Genomic DNA, 15,249 nt, shown 5'->3' with positions numbered 1-15,249 from the left:
GAGCACCGGGAGATGGGAAACACGTTGAGTCGAACACTGCTGGTCACCGGCGGCGCCGGATTCGTCGGCGCGGCACTGATCAAGTCGCTGCTGACCGAGTACCCGGACGCGGTGATCGTGTCGCTCGACAACTACTTCACCGGTTCCCGGGAGAGCCACGTCGACGACCCCCGGGTCACCTACATCGACGGCTCGACGGTCGACATCGCCCGGCTGTGGTTCGAGGGCGGGTTCTCCTCGCCCGAGCTGGTCTTCCACATGGGCGAGTACTCGCGCATCGTGCAGTCGTTCGAAGACCACGACCTGACCTGGGACTTCAACCTCCTCGGCACCCGTGAGGTGGTCAAGTTCACCGCCAATCACCGGGCCAAGCTGATCTACGCGGGGTCCAGCTCGAAGTTCGGCAACGACGGGCAGGACGAGAACCTCAACCCGTACGCGTGGACCAAGGCGAAGAACATCGAGTACATCCGGAACTACTCGAACTGGTTCGGCCTGGACTACGCGATCACGTACTTCTACAACGTGTACGGACCGGGACAGATCAGCGCGGGCAAGTACGCGACGGTCATCGGCATCTTCGAGCGGCAGTACCTCGCCGGCGAGCCGCTCACCGTGGTGTCGCCCGGCACGCAGACCCGTGACTTCACGCATATCGACGATATCGTTCGCGGCCTGCTGATGGTGGCGCGCGACGGCGAGGGCGACGGCTACCTGCTCGGTGCCGGTCACGAGTGGCCGCTGCTGGACGTCGCCAAGATGTTCGGCGTCGACTACAAGCTGATCCCGGCCCTGCCCGGCGAGCGCACCCGCGGCCAGGCGGACATCACCAAGGCGGCGTCGCTGGGCTGGCACCCGGAACGCAGCCTCGACGAGTACATCGCGAAGTTCGTGGCGGCGAACCCGCGCTGAGGCCAGGGCTTTTCGCAGGAATGGTTTCGGCCGTTCGGGGCATCCCGCCTGCATGCAGAACGGGATCAGGGTAGTGGTGGTGGACGGCAACACCACCTTCGTCCGCGTCCTGGAAGCGCTGATCCCCGAGATCAGCAGCGGTCGCGCGACAGTGGTGGCGACCACCGGTGAAGCGGGGAAGGTGGCGAGCGTGATGCGTGCCGCCGTACCGGACCTGGTGCTCGTCGATCCCACCCTGCCGCAGCCGGCCGGTCGCAACCCGGTGGCGATGGTGCACGAGTCGGCGCCGCAGGCGCGGATCGTCGCGGTCGCCGACGACACCGACCTGGCCGTGGCCGTCGAGGCGCTGCACGCCGGTGCGGCCGGGCTGCTGCGCCGCACCGCGGAGGCCGCCGATCTCCGGCAGCCCCTGATCGCGGCGCTGGAGGGCTGGTCGGTCGTGCCGCCGGGGCTGCTCGCCGCGCTTGTCGAGCAGGCCCGCCCGCGGCCGCCGCATCCGGCGATCACCCAGCTGGACACCGATGACCGCCGCCTGCTGCGGCTGATCGCGGGTGGCTCGTCGACCAGCGAGATCGCCGGACTGCTGCACGTTTCCGAACGTACCGTGAAGCGCCTGACCGCCTCGCTCCTGCGGAAGTTGAAGGTCGCCAGCAGGACCGAGGCGGCGGCGCTGGCCGGCAGTGCAGGCCTGCTGTGACGCTCAGCCGGTGGCGCGCGGACGCGTCGTCACCGCCGACAGCGGCGTGGCGACGTCCTCCAGCGACTTGCCCTCGGCGTCGATGCCGATGAACGCCTCGACCAGGCCGCCCACCGCCATCACCGCGGCGCCGATCAGATACCCGATGAAGAGCTTGCTCGGGTCGTCGCCCTCGCCGATGAGCGCGCCGTAGAAGACCGGGCCGATCGCCCCGAAGCACTGGGCGATCGCGAAGAAGACCGCGATCGCCTGTGCCCGGATCTCCAGCGGGAAGATCTCGCTGACCGTCAGGTAGGCCGAGCTCGCGCCCGCCGACGCGAAGAAGAAGATCACGCTCCAGGCGATCGTCTGCGTCACCACGTTGAGCGCGCCGGCGTCGAAGAGGAACGCGGTGATCGCCAGCAGCACCCCGGACAGCAGGTAGGTCCCGGAGATCATCTTGCGCCGGCCGATCGTGTCGAAGAGCCGCCCGATGGTGAGCGGGCCGATCAGGTTGCCGAGCGCGAACGCCACCAGGTAGAGCGGCGCGGCCTTCTCCGAGACACCGTAGAACTTCGTGAGCACCAGCGTGTAGGTGAAGAAGATCGCGTTGTAGAGGAACGACTGCGTGATCATCAGCGTGGCGCCGAGCGTCGACCGCGCCGGATAGAGCTTGAACAGGACCCGCAGCAGCGACAGGTAGCCGTGCGGCCGGGTCGGCCGGATGTCGATCGCCTTCGAGTCGTCCAGCGGGGGCAGCGTCTGGCCGGACGCCTCGGCGGCCCGCTCGATCCGGGCGATGTTCTCCTCCGCCTCGTCCTCGCGGCCGTGCATGACCAGCCAGCGCGGGCTCTCCGGCAGGTGCCGCCGCAGGCCCCAGATGGCGACGCCGATGACCGGGCCGATCAGGAACGCGATCCGCCACGCCCAGTTCAGGTCCACATTGTTGAGAAGGATGTACGTGCCGAGCGTGCCGATGATCGCGCCGCCCCAGTACGTGCCGTTGACGCCGATGTCCACCCGGCCCCGGTACTTCGCCGGCATCATCTCGTCGATCGCGGAGTTGATCGCGGCGTACTCGCCGCCGATGCCGGCTCCGGCGATGAATCTCGTGAGATACAGGAAGACCAGTGCGGCAGGGCCGTTACCCCAGGTCAATGCGGTAAGCGCGTTACCGCCGAGGTAGACGGCGAGGGTGACGATGAAGAGGTTCTTGCGGCCGAGCGCATCGGAGAGCCGGCCGAAGAAGAGCGCGCCGAAGACCTCGCCGAGCAGGTAGACCGTCGCGATCAAGCCAACCTGTGTGCTGGAGAGCGCGAGAGTCTCCTGCTCGGCCAGGACCGGGCCGACGGCGCTCGCCACGGTGATCTCAAGTCCATCGAGGACCCAGGCCGTGCCGAGCGCGAGAATGATGCGGGTGTGGAACGGTGACCAGCTGAGCCGGTCGATGCGAGCGGGGATCAGGCTGCGTATCGTGCCCTGATCAGTTTCTGATGTCATGGACGCCCCTCCATATCGAGTGACATTGACCACGTGTTACCCAGGAAGCTCACAGGTACGCACTGGAGGTGCGCGATGGCTCTTGGTGTCGCCGTGATCGGCATGGGCTGGATGGGCCGGGTGCACACCCGGGCCTACGCGCGGGTCCACCAGCACTATCCGGACCTCCCGACGCCGGAGCTGATCGCGGTCGCCGACGACGTGCCCGGGCGGGCTGCCTCCGCCGCGGAGCAGTTCGGGTTCGCCGCGTCCGTCTCGGACTGGCACGAGCTGCTCGACGATCCGCGGATCCAGGCAGTCAGCGTCACCGCGCCGAACTTCCTGCACCGCGAGATGGGCGTCGCGTTCGCCGCCGCCGGCAAGCACCTGTGGATCGAGAAGCCGGTCGGGCTGAGCGCCGCCGACGCCCGCGCGATCACCGGTCCCGGCCAGGTGACGGTCGGCTTCAACTACCGGCACGCCCCGGCCGTCGCGAAGGCGCGGGAGCTGATCCGGACCGGTGAGATCGGCGCTGTGACGCATGCCCGGTTCAGCTTCTGCAGTGACTACGCGGCCTCCCCGGACGACGCTCTGACCTGGCGGTTCGAGCGCGAACGCGGAGGCAGCGGGGTGCTCGGCGACCTGGGCTCGCACGCCGTCGACCTGATCCGGCACCTGCTCGGCGAGATCGTCGAGGTCTCCGCGGACACCGCGATCCTCATTCCGCAGCGGCGGCGAGCGCTGGGCGCCACATCCGGCCATCAGCGGGGTACGGGTGAGCCCGGCCCCGTGGAGAACGAGGACTGGTTCGCCGCACTGCTCCGGCTGGAGTCCGGCGCCCGTGTGACGTGCGAGGCCAGCCGGGTCGCGTACGGGGACCCGAACCACTACGGCTTCACGATCTACGGAACCCGGGGCCTCCTGGCCTGGGACTTCCGCCGGATGGGCGAGCTCCGCCTCCGCGACGCGACGGTCTTCGCCGGTCCGGGCGACGGTGAGTTCGCCGCGTTCCAGCCGGGCGCCGCGATCGCGATGAGCTACGACGACCTCAAGGTGATCGAGGCATCCCTCTTCCTCCGCTCGATCGTCACCGGGGTGCCGCAGGGGCCCGGCCTCGCGGACGCGATCCGGGCCGCCGAGATACTCGAAGCGATGTTGGCCGCAGCGTCGTCAGGCCGTAACCGTACCGTCGTATCGGAAAGTCGATCTTCCGGCTAGGCTCGCCGCTCATGCGCACTTTCCGGACCGTTCTCGCGGCGAGCGTTCTCGCCGCGACCTCGGTCTTCTTCGTCGATCTCGCCACCGATCCGGCCTACGCCGCGACGGCGCCGACCGTGTTGACCGAGCAGCAACGTCACCTCCTCACCGGCTATCACGTCGACCGCGTGGTGGCCGACGGTGCCCGCCATCAGCGTCTGTACATCGCGGACGACGTGACGCACCGCATCCTCGCGGTCTCCTACGACGGCACGGTCGTGGACGAGGTGGCCCTTCCGGACGGCGCCAACGCCAGTGACCTGCGGCTTTCCGCGGACTCCTTCACGCTCTGGGCGATCGTCCCCGACGCCCACCTGATCATCTCCTGGAACGCGGACACGCTCGAGGAGAACCAGCGTTACCCGGTCACCGCCTCCGACCTCGGCCACCTCACGCTCGCCGCCAACAAGGTCTGGTTCACCTACTCCAAGAACTACTTCGCCTCGCTTGACCCGGCCACCGGCGAGATCACCGGGAGCGTCATCGGCGCGGGGACCAACACGTCGGGGTCGGCCCGGCAGCCGCTGATCGCGGCCAGCCCCACCGATCCGAACCGGCTGGCGGTGACCGACGCGGACACCCGCGGAGACCTGTTCCTCTACGACGTCAGCGGCGCGAAGCCCGAGCTGATCGCCGAGTCGCAGACCGGCCTCACCTATGGGCACAGTGCCCTCGCGTACACCGCCGACGGCAGCATGATCTATGTGGCCGGTGTCGGCGGCGTCTACTACACCTGGGCCGACGACCTGGCGCCGACGCAGGGCCGGGTCATCCCGGCGAGCCGGGCCGTTGACGTGGAGGCCGCCTCGGGCGGGTGGATCGCGGCCGGTCTGGAGCCCAGCGCGGACAGCACCGACCTGCGCCTGTACAAGCCGGCCGAGAGCGCGACGGCCCGGGAGTTCGACTTCCCGATCTCCGGTGCCACACCCAGCCTCACCGGCATCGAGTGGGACCTGAGTGCCGACCGGCTCTTCGCGATCACCACCGATCCGGCCGGCGCGCAGAGCCTTTGGACGATCGAGAATCCCACGGTGACGCCGACTCCGCCGGCGAGCAGCACCCCGACCTCGATCACGCTGAAGGGCCCGGTGAGCACGACCCGCGGCTCCGCGGTCGCCATCTCCGGCAGGCTCAACGGCACCGGCCCGATGGACGCGAAACTCAAGGTCACCCGCACCGACGCGGAGTCACCGTCCGGCGTCGCGGTGCCTTCCGTCAACTCGACCTGGGAGGGTGACTTCACGTTCCTGGACTACCCGCCCGCGGGTGGCACGGTCACCTACACGGTGACCTACGCCGGGGACGCCACGCACAAGCCGTCGTCCGCGAAGGTCTCGGTGACCGTCTCGAAGACCACGCCGGTGCTGACGCTGAACCGGAACGGGAGCGTCAACGCGTACGGCGCGACCGTGAGCATGACCGCGAAGCTCGGCGCCACCTACAAGAACCGGACGGTGGAGATCTGGGCCGACCCGTACGGCTCCGACCAGCCCCGCCGCCTGATCAAGAAGGGCGTGGTGACCAGCGCCGGCACCCTGAGCGTGAACCACCGGCTGACCCGCAACACCACGTTCAGCGCGGTCTTCACCGGCGACACCCGGTACGCCGCGCGGACCGTCACCTCGGCGCTGAAGACCAAGGTCGCCGTCTCCACCGCGGTCACCAAGCACTACAAGGTCGCCAGCTCGTACTACTACGTGCGCAAGGCGAAGAACCCTAAGTTCACCACGGCGATGACCGCGTACCCGAAGCGCAAGCAGACGCTCGTCTTCGAGCAGTACTCCGGCGGTAAGTGGAAGGCGTGGAAGTCCGGCACCTTCACGTTGTCGTCGGCCGGCACGTACACCTACACGCTGACCGGCACCCACAAGACCGGCGTGAAGTACCGGGTGCGGGCCGTCTACACGACCGGCACGGCCGGAGACAGCGCGAACTACACCACGTACGGTTCCTGGAAGTACTTCAGGTTCACCAAGTAACCGCTGGTCAGAACGTGTGCCGGTAGAGCGAGCAGCCCCGGCACACGTCCGGCGGCTCCTCGCTCGCCAGGCGCCGCCGGAACTCCCGGTACGCCTCGCCGTGCCAGATCTCCGGGAAGCCGGCCTCGGTCAGGTCGCCCAGTGACACCCGGTCGTCGCCCATCACCATGCAGCACGGCTGGACCACGCCGGCGCTCGTCACGTAGGCGGCGTCCCACGGCCAGGTGCAGCCGCCGCCGGCAGCCTCGTCGAATCGGGGCAGCCGTAGCCGTACCCCGGTCTCGGCCGCCACCCGCCGGGCCTCGGCGAAAGCGGCGCCGGACCGCTCGCGGTCCGCGCCGGTCCAGAGTGCCTGCTCGGCGGTGAACGTGCGGATCTCCTCGTAGCGCCCGGCCGGGTCGGTGTCGTCGAAGCTGTGCGAGAGGTTCTGCACGCGCAGCTCGTCGACCCCGATCCGGCCCAGCAGCCGGACGAGTTCGGGCAGCTCAGCGACGTTGTCACGCATCGAGACGAAGACCACCCGGATCCACGGGGTGTCGCTGCCCGCCTCCCGTTTCGCCCGCACCAGGCCGGCCAGGTTGCTGATCACGGTGTCGAACCGCGCGCCGTCCCGGATCGCCTCGTAGGACTCCGCTGTCGCACCGTCCAGCGACACGTGCAGCCAGTCCACCCGGCTCGCCACCAGTTCGTCGGCGCGCTTGCGGTTCAGCAGCGTCGCGTTGGTGTTGAACCCGACCCGGATCTTCCGCCGGACCGCTGCCTCGATCATCTCCGGCAGGTAGGGCGAGAGCAGCGGCTCACCCAGCCCCTGCAACGTGACCTGCCGCAGCGGCACGTCCTCGACCAGCCGGTGGAACAGCTCCGGTGGCATCGCGCCGGCCAGCTTGTTGACCGGCGGGCGGTAGCGGACCAGGCACATCGTGCAGCGCAGATTGCACGCCGACGTGACCTCCACCTGCAGGTGGGCGGGAAGCGGTGGGTCCAGCTGAACGGCCATGCCGCCGGGCATGCCCATCCACTGCCACAAAAAACCCCTGCCCGGGTACGGGTTGAGCCCCGTACCCGAGCGAGGGGTTGATTGTGATCCGGGGTCAGGCGGGGTCGAGGGCGAGGCCGTCGAAGATGAAATTCGGACTGAGGAACGTGGCGCCGCTGCTGCCGCTAAGTACCGAGATGGACAGCGTGTTGGTGCCGGTCCGCAGGGCGCTCGCCGGGATCGTGAACGTGTAGGTGGTGTTGATGCCGCGCCAGGTGCCGCGGGTGACGTTGCGCGAGTTCAGGTTCGCCGGTGTCGGGGATGCCGACGAGGGCGAGGTCCAGCCGCCGATCGAGACCGCGGGACGGCCGCCGGCGAAGCTCGACGTGGTCGCGATCCGCAGCTTCGCGCCGTTCGCCGGGACGGCGGCGAGGTTGAAGCCGAGCGCGATCGGCGAGTTCACCGACTTGACCGCGGCCATCGGGAAGCTCTTCTGATTGGAAACGGTCTTGCTGCCGGTCCAGGCTGCCATCCGCTCGTCCGACGGGTGCATCGTCTCGATCTTGTCGGCGTTCAGGAAGCCGGCCGGGGTGCCGTCGAACGTGCCGAGCTGGAAGAGCGTGCCGGCCGCCGGGACGCTGCCGGTGATCGCGAGACTGGTCGTCGCGCCGGCCGTCACGGTGATCGTGGTGGTTTTCAGCTCCAGCTCACCGGCGTAGAGGGTGGCCTTGTAGGTGCCCGGCTTGACGTGACCGATGACGAATCTGCCGGACTTGACCTGGCCCCAGTACTGGCCGTTCGTGCCGGACAGCCCAACCGTCGCCTTCAGGCCGTTCCAGGTGCCGGACGCGGTGCCGCTCACGCCGCCGCGCTGCGCGTTGGAGAGCATCCCGGGGATGAAGGACGCGAGGAAGTCCATGCTCCGGGCGGCCGGCGCGGCGCCGTCGGTGATCGCGAGCGCATACGGGCCGTGCAGGCCCAGCCGCAGCGCCTCGGTCTGCTGGTGCCCGCTGAACATGTAGTGGGTGATGTTGACGGCGCTGCCGGTGTCGTTGACCTCGATGTCCCGGAAGAACGGGCCGCCGGACGTCATGTCGGTGTACGCCGGGATGATGTACGCGCCGTGACCGTTGCCGCTCGCCCCGAACGGCTGCTGCGCAATCAGCCGCTGCGAGCTGTAGAACTTCGACGCGGTCTGCCCGTTCGCGAACGCGAACACATCCGACCCCTCGACGGTGGTCGGGGCGTTCGCTGTCTTCGCGGCCGCGGGTGACGTCGTCAGCAGCGACGGCTTCAACCGGGCGATGAACCGGGCCTCACCCGGGTTCAGCGCCTTCGTGATGCTCGTCGCCATGTAGATCGTGTTGTCGTTCTTGCGGGCGAAGTAGTACTGCGTCACGCCGATCGACGTGTTCGCCGCGCTCACCAGGATCGAGCTGCCGTTGTTGAACGTCTTGCTGGTCACTGTCGCCGACGACCAGCCGGACTCGAACTGCCCGGTCGCATAACCGGAAGCGGTCAGCTCGGTGCCGTTGTGCTTGAGCGACGTCATGTTGCCGTTCGTGCCGTTCACGATGAACGACAGGCCGGTGCCGGTGTCGAAGCTGACGTTCGCGGCGGCGCTCGCCCAGGGCTGGCCGACACCCAGCAGGCCGGCGCCGGCCAGGACCGCGACAGTGGCGAGACCGCCGGCGAGGATCTTCCGTTTCTTGGAGGGCATGCCCTCTTGTGGATTTCGGCGGCCGGAAGGTTGCTCGGTTTCTCAACGCTTCCAGTCGACGGTGAGTTCGTTGCGCTGGCCGAACCGCTCCAGGTGCGAGCCGATCACCCGGGTGACCGTGTGGAGGTCGTCCTCGCTGTTCGCTGTGGCGGTCAGCTCCAGGGACTCCGGGGTGCTGTGCAGGCGGCACTCGCCGACTGTCAGGACGATGGCGATGTCGCTGTTGTCGTTCTCGTTGCCGGTTTGGCCGGCGTGCTCGTTTTCGCTGGCGTGCCCGGTTTGGCCGGCGTGCTCGTTTTCGCTGGCGTGCCCGGTTTGGCTGGCGTGCTCGTTTTCGCTGTGGCCCAGGTAGCGGATCTCGCTGCGGCGGCCCAGGTGGGAGGCGAGCTGCTTGGCGTAGCGCGGCGCGGCGGTGGTGGCCACGGAGGCGGTGGCGGTGTGCTGGGTGGTCATCGGTGCTCCCTTGATCCTTCGCTGGCTGTCGCGGGCCTGCCGTCACCGGCTCGCCGACGCCGTAACGATATATCGCTAACGAGTCGGCAACTAGGGCCCGTTTCGTAAAGGGGGCAGGAGCGAGGCGAGGTCCAGGTGTCGTCTGGGTGTGCGGCGCGGGCGCCCGGATACCGGGGTTGTATCTGGGTGTTCGCGACGTGCGGCCAGACGGCGGCTGGGCCACGCCGCAGCCCAGCCATCCTTTACGAAACGGGCCCTAGGGTGATCGGGTGACGACATTTCAGATCGGTGAGGCGGCCGAGCTGCTCGGCGTCAGCTCCGACACGGTCCGCCGGTGGGTCGACGCGGGCCGGCTCTCCGCACACCGTGACCAGCAAGGACGCCGGGTCATCGAAGGGGTGGACCTGGCCGCCTTCGTCAGGGGTCAGGGTGCCGGCCCGGATGAGCGTTCCGAGGAGTCGTCGGCTCGCAACCGGTTGCGCGGGATCGTCACCGCCGTGGTCAAGGACACCGTGATGGCGCAGGTCGACATCCAGGCCGGGCCGTTCCGGGTGGTGTCGCTGATGAGCCGGGAAGCTGTCGACGAGCTGGACCTGCAGGTGGGTTCGGTAGCGGTCGCGGTCATCAAGTCGACGACGGTCGTGGTGGAGCGGGCCGCCAAGCGTCCATGAGTCTGCGGCTTCGGGCTTTGGTGTTCGTCAGCCGGCGGTGGCCCTGGCGACGGCTGTCCTCGGGCTGGTCAGCACGGGTAGGCCGATGAGCCGGTCGGCGGCCGGGCTCATGCTCGCCTGGGCCAGCACGACGACATCGGCTTTGCCGGCGATCGCGCGGACGTGGTCGGCGATCTCGTCGAAGTAGCGGTCGTGATCGCCGGACTCGAAGTGCTGCCAGGCGGAGAGGCAGGGCTCGGGGATGAGGGTGATGGCGGTGCCGGAGCGGGCGGCGCTCTCCCTGAGCAGGGCCATTGTCGGTTCCATCGTGGATGCTACGGCGGCGACGACGGCGATCCGGGGGCCGGCGGCGACAGCGGCCTCGGCCATGGGACGGTCGACGCGCAGGACTTTCCGGGCTTTACCGTCTTCGCCGGCTTTTTCGGCGGTCATGCGGGTTTCTCCGCCGGCTGTGCCGGCCGTTCTGGCGTTGCCGGCTTTTTCGGCGGCTTCACCGATCGTTGAGCAAGTGCAGAGGATCACGTCGGTGCCGGCGGATTCCAGCTCCGCCAGACGCTTCCGCACCCGCTCGGTGATCTCGGGCGTGACCCCGCCGACCCGGGCGTCGGCGAGCAGCGACTCGTCGACCAGGTGGCGTGTCACCCAACCCGGCGCGAGTTCCGCGGTGAGCCGCTCGAACGTCTCGACGTGCACGTCCGCCGTGTGCAGGAATCCGATGGTCGGCATCGCCCGAGTCTCCCAGAGCTTCATCCACGGGCCACCGTGCCAGCGCCCTCGCGTCCCTTCCCGTCACTGCTCGGCCCGGGTGTCATTGATCGGTGTCATTCGTAGGTCACCGTGGCCTCGGGGACGCCTCGCGCCCGTGCCACCTGCGCCGCCTCCTGGTCGGCCTGTTTGCGGCGCGCGGCGGACAGGCCGTTGAACGCGGTCACCGTCAGGTCGACACGCTTGCGCCCCACGAGCCGGGCACGCCACACACCGGCGATCTCGGAGTCCACCAGCAGGACGCCGGGATTGCCGAGCGATCGCCACACCTCTTTCTGCGCGGCGCGCTCCGGAATCAGCACGTCCCGGTCGCGGGCCTGGAGCAGCGGGTCCATGCCGGGCAGCCAGCGAACCCCGGGTGCGGTGCGCGCCGACTGCAGGGCCGGCACCTCGGTGTCCGGCAACCAGGCTTTGCGGCCGTCGATGTGGACCTCGGTGAGCCCGGCCGACGGCCAGACCTTGCGGATCTGGGCGGGGGAGCTACCCAGGTATTTCGCCACCTCGCCCGGACCGGCCGGACCGAGGAAACGCAGGTAGGTCGCGATGAGGCGATCGATCCCGGCATTCGCACCGGGCAGGGCAGGGGCGTCCGGAAGCGGGCCGAGCAGCGCGTCCTTGCCGCGGGACAGAACCTCCACCCCACCGGCCAGCCCGGCCTGCTGCCAGACGTTGCCGGCGATGTGGCGGGCGCCGCAACCCCGGCATTGGTACGTCAACTCGCCCGGCACCCGCTTGCTCACCTCGGTGCTGGCCGCACCCCGGGCAATCGGACCGGTCACCACCTCACGGAACGCCTCGGCCGTCACGGTGAACGCACGCATCCCCAACGCTCCGGCGTCAGGGATCTGAGCGCTGTTGATCCGGGTGGCGGCGTCCGCGTCGGTGAGCGGCCACAATTGCGAGGTGAGCGCCGCCAGATCGGATCGCCGGTGCAGGTGCGGCGCGCCGCGGGCGGCCCACACCGGGGCCAGCCGGTCGTCGGCGGGCTCGGCACTGCTGCGAGCGGTGAGCGCGACCTGGGCGGAATCCGGCGTGTACTGCTGGATGCCGAGGTCGAGCACCGGAAGGTCGGCCGCGCGCACGTCGACCCGCTCGGCCAGCCCCAGCGCGGTGACTCGGTAGGCCATCACCTGTGCCCGATCCACGTTGATCATGCGCACCTCCGTGCGGCGTGTGCTCTGACTTCCGGCTCGTGCGGACGGTGCCGAGCGGACCATCCGCGTTGGTTGCGATGCGGGTGTGAGTCGCGTCCCCGTGGCCCTGATGGTGAGCGGGTGGCGGCTAGGTGCGACGACCGTACCGCCGGGATGCGACATTTTTCAGGCGTTCGGTGCGGGTGGCGGCGCGGCCGTCGACGAGCTCCCAGGTGTCCAGCCGGCTCGGTCCGTAAGGTCCTTCCTGGTGGATCGGAGGTTCTCCGGTCAGCCAGTAACCGCACCGACGGGCCACCGACGTGCTCGCCACGTTCGCTGGATCGATGCGCAGCAGGAGGCGGCGCAGGCGGAGCGTGTGGCACGCGTACCCGGAAAGCAGTGAGAGCGCCCCCGACGCGAGCCCGCGCCGGCGGTAGGGGTGACCCACCAGATAGCCGAGCTCGGCCTCGCGCAGGTTGGGATCGACGGCGAAGAGCAGCACTTCGCCGACCGGGAGCCCGCCGTCGGCGGTGATGGCGAGCTGGATCCGGCTGCCGTTGGCGCGTCCCTGGTGGGCACGCTTGAGGTACGCGCGGCCGGCTTCGGCGTCGAAGGGTGACGGCATCGGCGTCCAGCGCGCGATTTCCGGCTCGTCCAGCAGCGCGACCAGATCGTCCAGATCGTCTGGACGCCACTCGCGCAGGATGATGCCGGTTCCCGTCAACCTCAGCGGATAGGGCAGAGGGTCGGCGGTCACCCTCCGAATCCTGCCCACAAAGACCCGGTTAGTGCTAGTCGCGATCGATATTTGGTCGGCTTCTCGATACCGCTCTTGACCAGCGCTCAAGAAAGTATGTGGCGTTTGCCGGATCTTCAGTCAGGCGAATCCGTCTCACAATTTGCGCGCGGCGATCTCCATCCCGGCTGTTCGCAGACGGTCGACCAGCGCGTCGCCAATGGCAGTCGCCGGGGTCAGCACACCTCCCTCCGATGCCGGTAGCTTGTCCCGATCCAGCGCCAGGGCCAGCGCCGCCTCGCCGAGCATCACCGCGGTCGCCGCGTAACCTGGATCGCCTTTGGCCCGGAACCGCGACGTGTATCGCGCCCTGCTGCTCGTCGTGGTGAAGATGTCGATCGTGAAGTGCCCCGACTGCTGACTCTGCTCGCTCGGGCCGGCACCGGGTTTCGGGAGCACCCGGTCCAGCACGAAACGGATCGGGGGCACCGTCAGACCGAGGACCAGGCCGCCGAGCGCCACCTTCGTGCCGAGGGCCAGCACCGGTGACAGCGGCGACGTGCCGACGCTCATCACCTCGCGGTAGCGGAAACGCCGTCCGTAGGCCCAGCCGCGAAGAGCGTTGCTGCGCCGCACCACGCGTGTGTTGTAGGACGCCATCACGAACGGCGCGAGATGCCCGCGCAACGACGGATCCACTTCGGAAGCCGGGAGCGTGATCATGTCTTCCTGACGGCCGAGGTCCGGCTCGGCCTCACGGTCGGGACTCAGCGAGTACGGGCTGGCACCGATCCGCCGCAGCCGGCGATCCTTGGCCATCACGTCGATCTGGTTGCGCATCGAGTCGATCGTGCCGCCGCTGATGCCGGCCCGGATGCTCGTCACCACCAGCGTGGTGTCGGTCAGCTCGCCGGCGCCGTCCGCCTGCACCAGCGAGTGCAGCACGTGGACCCCGATGTCGGACGGGATCGAGTCGAACCCGCAGGAGTGCACGATCCTCGCCCCGGTTTGCCGCGCCAGCTCGTGGTTCTCGTCGATGCTGTCCCGCGCGAACAGCACTTCGCCGGTCAGGTCGACATAGTCCGTGCCTGCTTCGGCGCACGCGTGAGCGAGCACCCGGCCGTACTTCGCATAAGGACCGACGGTCGTGATGACCACTCGGGTGGAGGAAGCCAACGCACCGAGGGCGGTGGTGTCAGCGGCGTCGGCGACCACGAGTGGCCAGTCGACGTTCAGCCGGGAACGGACGGCTTCGAGCTTCTGCTGTGACCGTCCGGCGAGGGCGATCCGGGTGCCGGCCGGCGCGAATCCGGCGAGATGCCGTGCGACGAGGACACCGACGAAACCGGTGGCGCCATAGACGATCACATCGAAGTCGCGCGCTTGATCGCTCATGGCTGCCGATTGTGCACCCTCCGTGGAGAGTGCGCAGCACACCACAATCCTCCTGGTAGGCGGGTCGGAAAAAATCTGCCGAGTTATCCATACAAGCTCGGATCAAAGGGTTAATTTGGTGTAACAGCTCCACCGGACCCGGATCCAGGCGTAAGCGCGCCCGATCCGTCCGTGGACTTCCGTCGGTGGCCCGCCTGAGCGGGCACCGTGGCCGGAACGCCGAATCCTGCCGCCGACCACGGATCACAACTCGAAGGCATGGAGCGGGGGACCCACAAGTTCCTCGGCGCTCACGCGTCTTGGGGTGAAGCCGCACCACGCGGCCGGGCCACTCTGCCCGAACCCGACAGCTGACCTCGCAGGCGTGGAGGACAACTGAAATGGTGCAAATCCGAAAGCAGGTCCATCTCGCGTTCGGTGTAGCCGTCGCTGGTCTCGTCGGCACCGTTGGCCTGCTGGGCCCGGCCGCGCCCGCACAGGCTGTGTCGTCCGAGGTGAACTGGGACGCCATCGCCCGCTGCGAGTCCGGCGGCAACTGGCGCATCAACACGGGAAACGGGTATTACGGCGGCCTCCAGTTCAGCCGCGGCACATGGCGTGCCTACGGCGGTACGCGTTACGCCCGAACCGCGAACCGCGCCACGAAAGTGGAGCAGATCCGGGTGGCCGAGCGTGTGTTGCGGGGACAGGGAATCGGCGCTTGGCCACACTGCGGCAAGCGAGCGAACGTCAAGGTGAGCCGCAAAGCGGTCCGCAAGTCTCCGGCGCGTGTGGTGCGGCCCACTGTCGATCGGGCTGCTGCTGATCGGTCCGCTGCTGATCGGTCCGCTGCTGGTCGGCTCGCTGCTGGGCGGGGCGCTGCTGGGCGGGGCGTTGTGCTTCAGAGCGCGACGGCCACGCCTCGGTCTGGCACGCGGACCTATGTCGTCCGGAGAGGGGACACCCTCGCGCGCATTGCCAGCCGGCACCACGTTGCCGGAGGCTGGCGCGCCCTCTACCGCTTCAACGACGACGTCCTCAGCAGCCCGCACCGCCTTTTCGTCGGTCAGCGGATCAAGCTCTGAGCCGGCCCGTGGAGACGCCGGGCGTCCCGGTCG

Annotated in this window: 14 protein-coding genes and 1 riboswitch; of the genes, 6 read left to right on the top strand and 8 right to left on the bottom strand. The window is 68.8% G+C overall.

The genetic code is table 11. The annotated features are described in order from the left end of the window. Positions 1–24: 24 nt before the first annotated feature. Both AB0F72_RS27925 and AB0F72_RS27920 read left to right on the top strand, forming a co-directional pair. Positions 25–912 carry an NAD-dependent epimerase/dehydratase family protein gene (locus AB0F72_RS27925; RefSeq protein ID WP_360436729.1) on the top strand — a complete coding sequence of 296 codons (888 nt, stop codon included), beginning with the start codon at positions 25–27 and terminating at the stop codon, positions 910–912. 52 nt (positions 913–964) lie between these two features. After that, the gene (locus AB0F72_RS27920) at positions 965–1,609 is read left to right on the top strand and encodes a response regulator transcription factor (RefSeq protein WP_360436727.1); all 645 of its coding nucleotides are present in this window, start codon (positions 965–967) and stop codon (positions 1,607–1,609) included. Between the two features lie 3 nt (positions 1,610–1,612). Here the strand turns inward: AB0F72_RS27920 and AB0F72_RS27915 are convergent, their stop codons facing one another. Further along, the gene (locus tag AB0F72_RS27915) at positions 1,613–3,088 is read right to left on the bottom strand and encodes an MFS transporter (protein WP_360436725.1); all 1,476 of its coding nucleotides are present in this window, start codon (positions 3,086–3,088) and stop codon (positions 1,613–1,615) included. A 75-nt stretch (positions 3,089–3,163) separates the two neighbouring features. Here AB0F72_RS27915 and AB0F72_RS27910 point away from each other — a divergent pair, with 75 nt between their 5' ends. Then, positions 3,164–4,285 (top strand): Gfo/Idh/MocA family oxidoreductase, encoded by a 1,122-nt coding sequence (locus AB0F72_RS27910; protein ID WP_360436723.1) that lies wholly within the window; start codon positions 3,164–3,166, stop codon positions 4,283–4,285. An 11-nt stretch (positions 4,286–4,296) separates the two neighbouring features. Next, positions 4,297–6,303, top strand: a complete 2,007-nt coding sequence (locus AB0F72_RS27905) for a hypothetical protein (RefSeq protein WP_360436721.1) — start codon at positions 4,297–4,299, stop codon at positions 6,301–6,303. A gap of 7 nt (positions 6,304–6,310) precedes the next feature. On the opposite strand, the gene AB0F72_RS27900 is transcribed toward AB0F72_RS27905, so the two are convergent. The 3 genes from AB0F72_RS27900 to AB0F72_RS27890 all read right to left on the bottom strand — a co-directional run bounded on the left by AB0F72_RS27900 (position 6,311) and on the right by AB0F72_RS27890 (position 9,452). After that, entirely contained in the window at positions 6,311–7,300 is a 990-nt protein-coding gene (locus AB0F72_RS27900) for a radical SAM protein (protein WP_360436719.1), read from the bottom strand. Between the two features lie 94 nt (positions 7,301–7,394). Beyond that, positions 7,395–8,999 carry a rhamnogalacturonan lyase B N-terminal domain-containing protein gene (locus tag AB0F72_RS27895; RefSeq protein WP_360436717.1) on the bottom strand — a complete coding sequence of 535 codons (1,605 nt, stop codon included), beginning with the start codon at positions 8,997–8,999 and terminating at the stop codon, positions 7,395–7,397. Between the two features lie 42 nt (positions 9,000–9,041). Further along, positions 9,042–9,452 carry a DUF2218 domain-containing protein gene (locus tag AB0F72_RS27890; RefSeq protein ID WP_360436715.1) on the bottom strand — a complete coding sequence of 137 codons (411 nt, stop codon included), beginning with the start codon at positions 9,450–9,452 and terminating at the stop codon, positions 9,042–9,044. A 269-nt stretch (positions 9,453–9,721) separates the two neighbouring features. On the opposite strand from AB0F72_RS27890, the gene AB0F72_RS27885 reads away from it, so the two are divergent. Then, a complete protein-coding gene (locus AB0F72_RS27885) occupies positions 9,722–10,123 on the top strand; it encodes a helix-turn-helix domain-containing protein (RefSeq protein ID WP_360436713.1) in 402 nt (133 codons plus the stop codon). A 27-nt stretch (positions 10,124–10,150) separates the two neighbouring features. Here AB0F72_RS27885 and AB0F72_RS27880 read toward each other — a convergent pair whose 3' ends face one another. The 4 genes from AB0F72_RS27880 to AB0F72_RS27865 all read right to left on the bottom strand — a co-directional run bounded on the left by AB0F72_RS27880 (position 10,151) and on the right by AB0F72_RS27865 (position 14,152). Further along, positions 10,151–10,849 (bottom strand): hypothetical protein, encoded by a 699-nt coding sequence (locus AB0F72_RS27880; RefSeq protein WP_360436711.1) that lies wholly within the window; start codon positions 10,847–10,849, stop codon positions 10,151–10,153. Positions 10,850–10,944: 95 nt separating this feature from the next. Then, positions 10,945–12,042, bottom strand: a complete 1,098-nt coding sequence (locus tag AB0F72_RS27875) for a crosslink repair DNA glycosylase YcaQ family protein (protein ID WP_360436709.1) — start codon at positions 12,040–12,042, stop codon at positions 10,945–10,947. A 127-nt stretch (positions 12,043–12,169) separates the two neighbouring features. Beyond that, a complete protein-coding gene (locus tag AB0F72_RS27870; RefSeq protein WP_360436707.1) occupies positions 12,170–12,778 on the bottom strand; it encodes a GNAT family N-acetyltransferase in 609 nt (202 codons plus the stop codon). Between the two features lie 135 nt (positions 12,779–12,913). Next, a complete protein-coding gene (locus tag AB0F72_RS27865; protein WP_360436705.1) occupies positions 12,914–14,152 on the bottom strand; it encodes a saccharopine dehydrogenase NADP-binding domain-containing protein in 1,239 nt (412 codons plus the stop codon). Positions 14,153–14,359: 207 nt separating this feature from the next. Then, positions 14,360–14,532: riboswitch (cyclic di-AMP (ydaO/yuaA leader) on the top strand. Between AB0F72_RS27865 and AB0F72_RS27860 the strand changes: the two genes are divergently transcribed. Beyond that, a complete protein-coding gene (locus AB0F72_RS27860) occupies positions 14,533–15,216 on the top strand; it encodes a transglycosylase family protein (RefSeq protein WP_360436703.1) in 684 nt (227 codons plus the stop codon). It abuts the riboswitch before it with no gap. Positions 15,217–15,249 lie beyond the last annotated feature (33 nt).

It is taken from the genome of Actinoplanes sp. NPDC023936, from assembly GCF_040639325.1.
Classification (GTDB): domain Bacteria; phylum Actinomycetota; class Actinomycetes; order Mycobacteriales; family Micromonosporaceae; genus Actinoplanes.
Note: the sequence above shows the minus strand (reverse complement) of the source record. Positions and strands in the feature narration are given on the sequence as shown.

Coding starts and splice junctions, on each gene's coding strand:
- AB0F72_RS27920 (WP_360436727.1), top strand. CDS start 965: ATGCAGAACGGGATCAGGGTAGTGGTGGTGGACGGCAACACCACCTTC.
- AB0F72_RS27915 (WP_360436725.1), bottom strand. CDS start 3,088: ATGACATCAGAAACTGATCAGGGCACGATACGCAGCCTGATCCCCGCT.
- AB0F72_RS27910 (WP_360436723.1), top strand. CDS start 3,164: ATGGCTCTTGGTGTCGCCGTGATCGGCATGGGCTGGATGGGCCGGGTG.
- AB0F72_RS27905 (WP_360436721.1), top strand. CDS start 4,297: ATGCGCACTTTCCGGACCGTTCTCGCGGCGAGCGTTCTCGCCGCGACC.
- AB0F72_RS27900 (WP_360436719.1), bottom strand. CDS start 7,300: ATGGCCGTTCAGCTGGACCCACCGCTTCCCGCCCACCTGCAGGTGGAG.
- AB0F72_RS27895 (WP_360436717.1), bottom strand. CDS start 8,999: ATGCCCTCCAAGAAACGGAAGATCCTCGCCGGCGGTCTCGCCACTGTC.
- AB0F72_RS27890 (WP_360436715.1), bottom strand. CDS start 9,452: ATGACCACCCAGCACACCGCCACCGCCTCCGTGGCCACCACCGCCGCG.
- AB0F72_RS27880 (WP_360436711.1), bottom strand. CDS start 10,849: ATGCCGACCATCGGATTCCTGCACACGGCGGACGTGCACGTCGAGACG.
- AB0F72_RS27875 (WP_360436709.1), bottom strand. CDS start 12,042: ATGATCAACGTGGATCGGGCACAGGTGATGGCCTACCGAGTCACCGCG.
- AB0F72_RS27865 (WP_360436705.1), bottom strand. CDS start 14,152: ATGAGCGATCAAGCGCGCGACTTCGATGTGATCGTCTATGGCGCCACC.
- AB0F72_RS27860 (WP_360436703.1), top strand. CDS start 14,533: ATGGTGCAAATCCGAAAGCAGGTCCATCTCGCGTTCGGTGTAGCCGTC.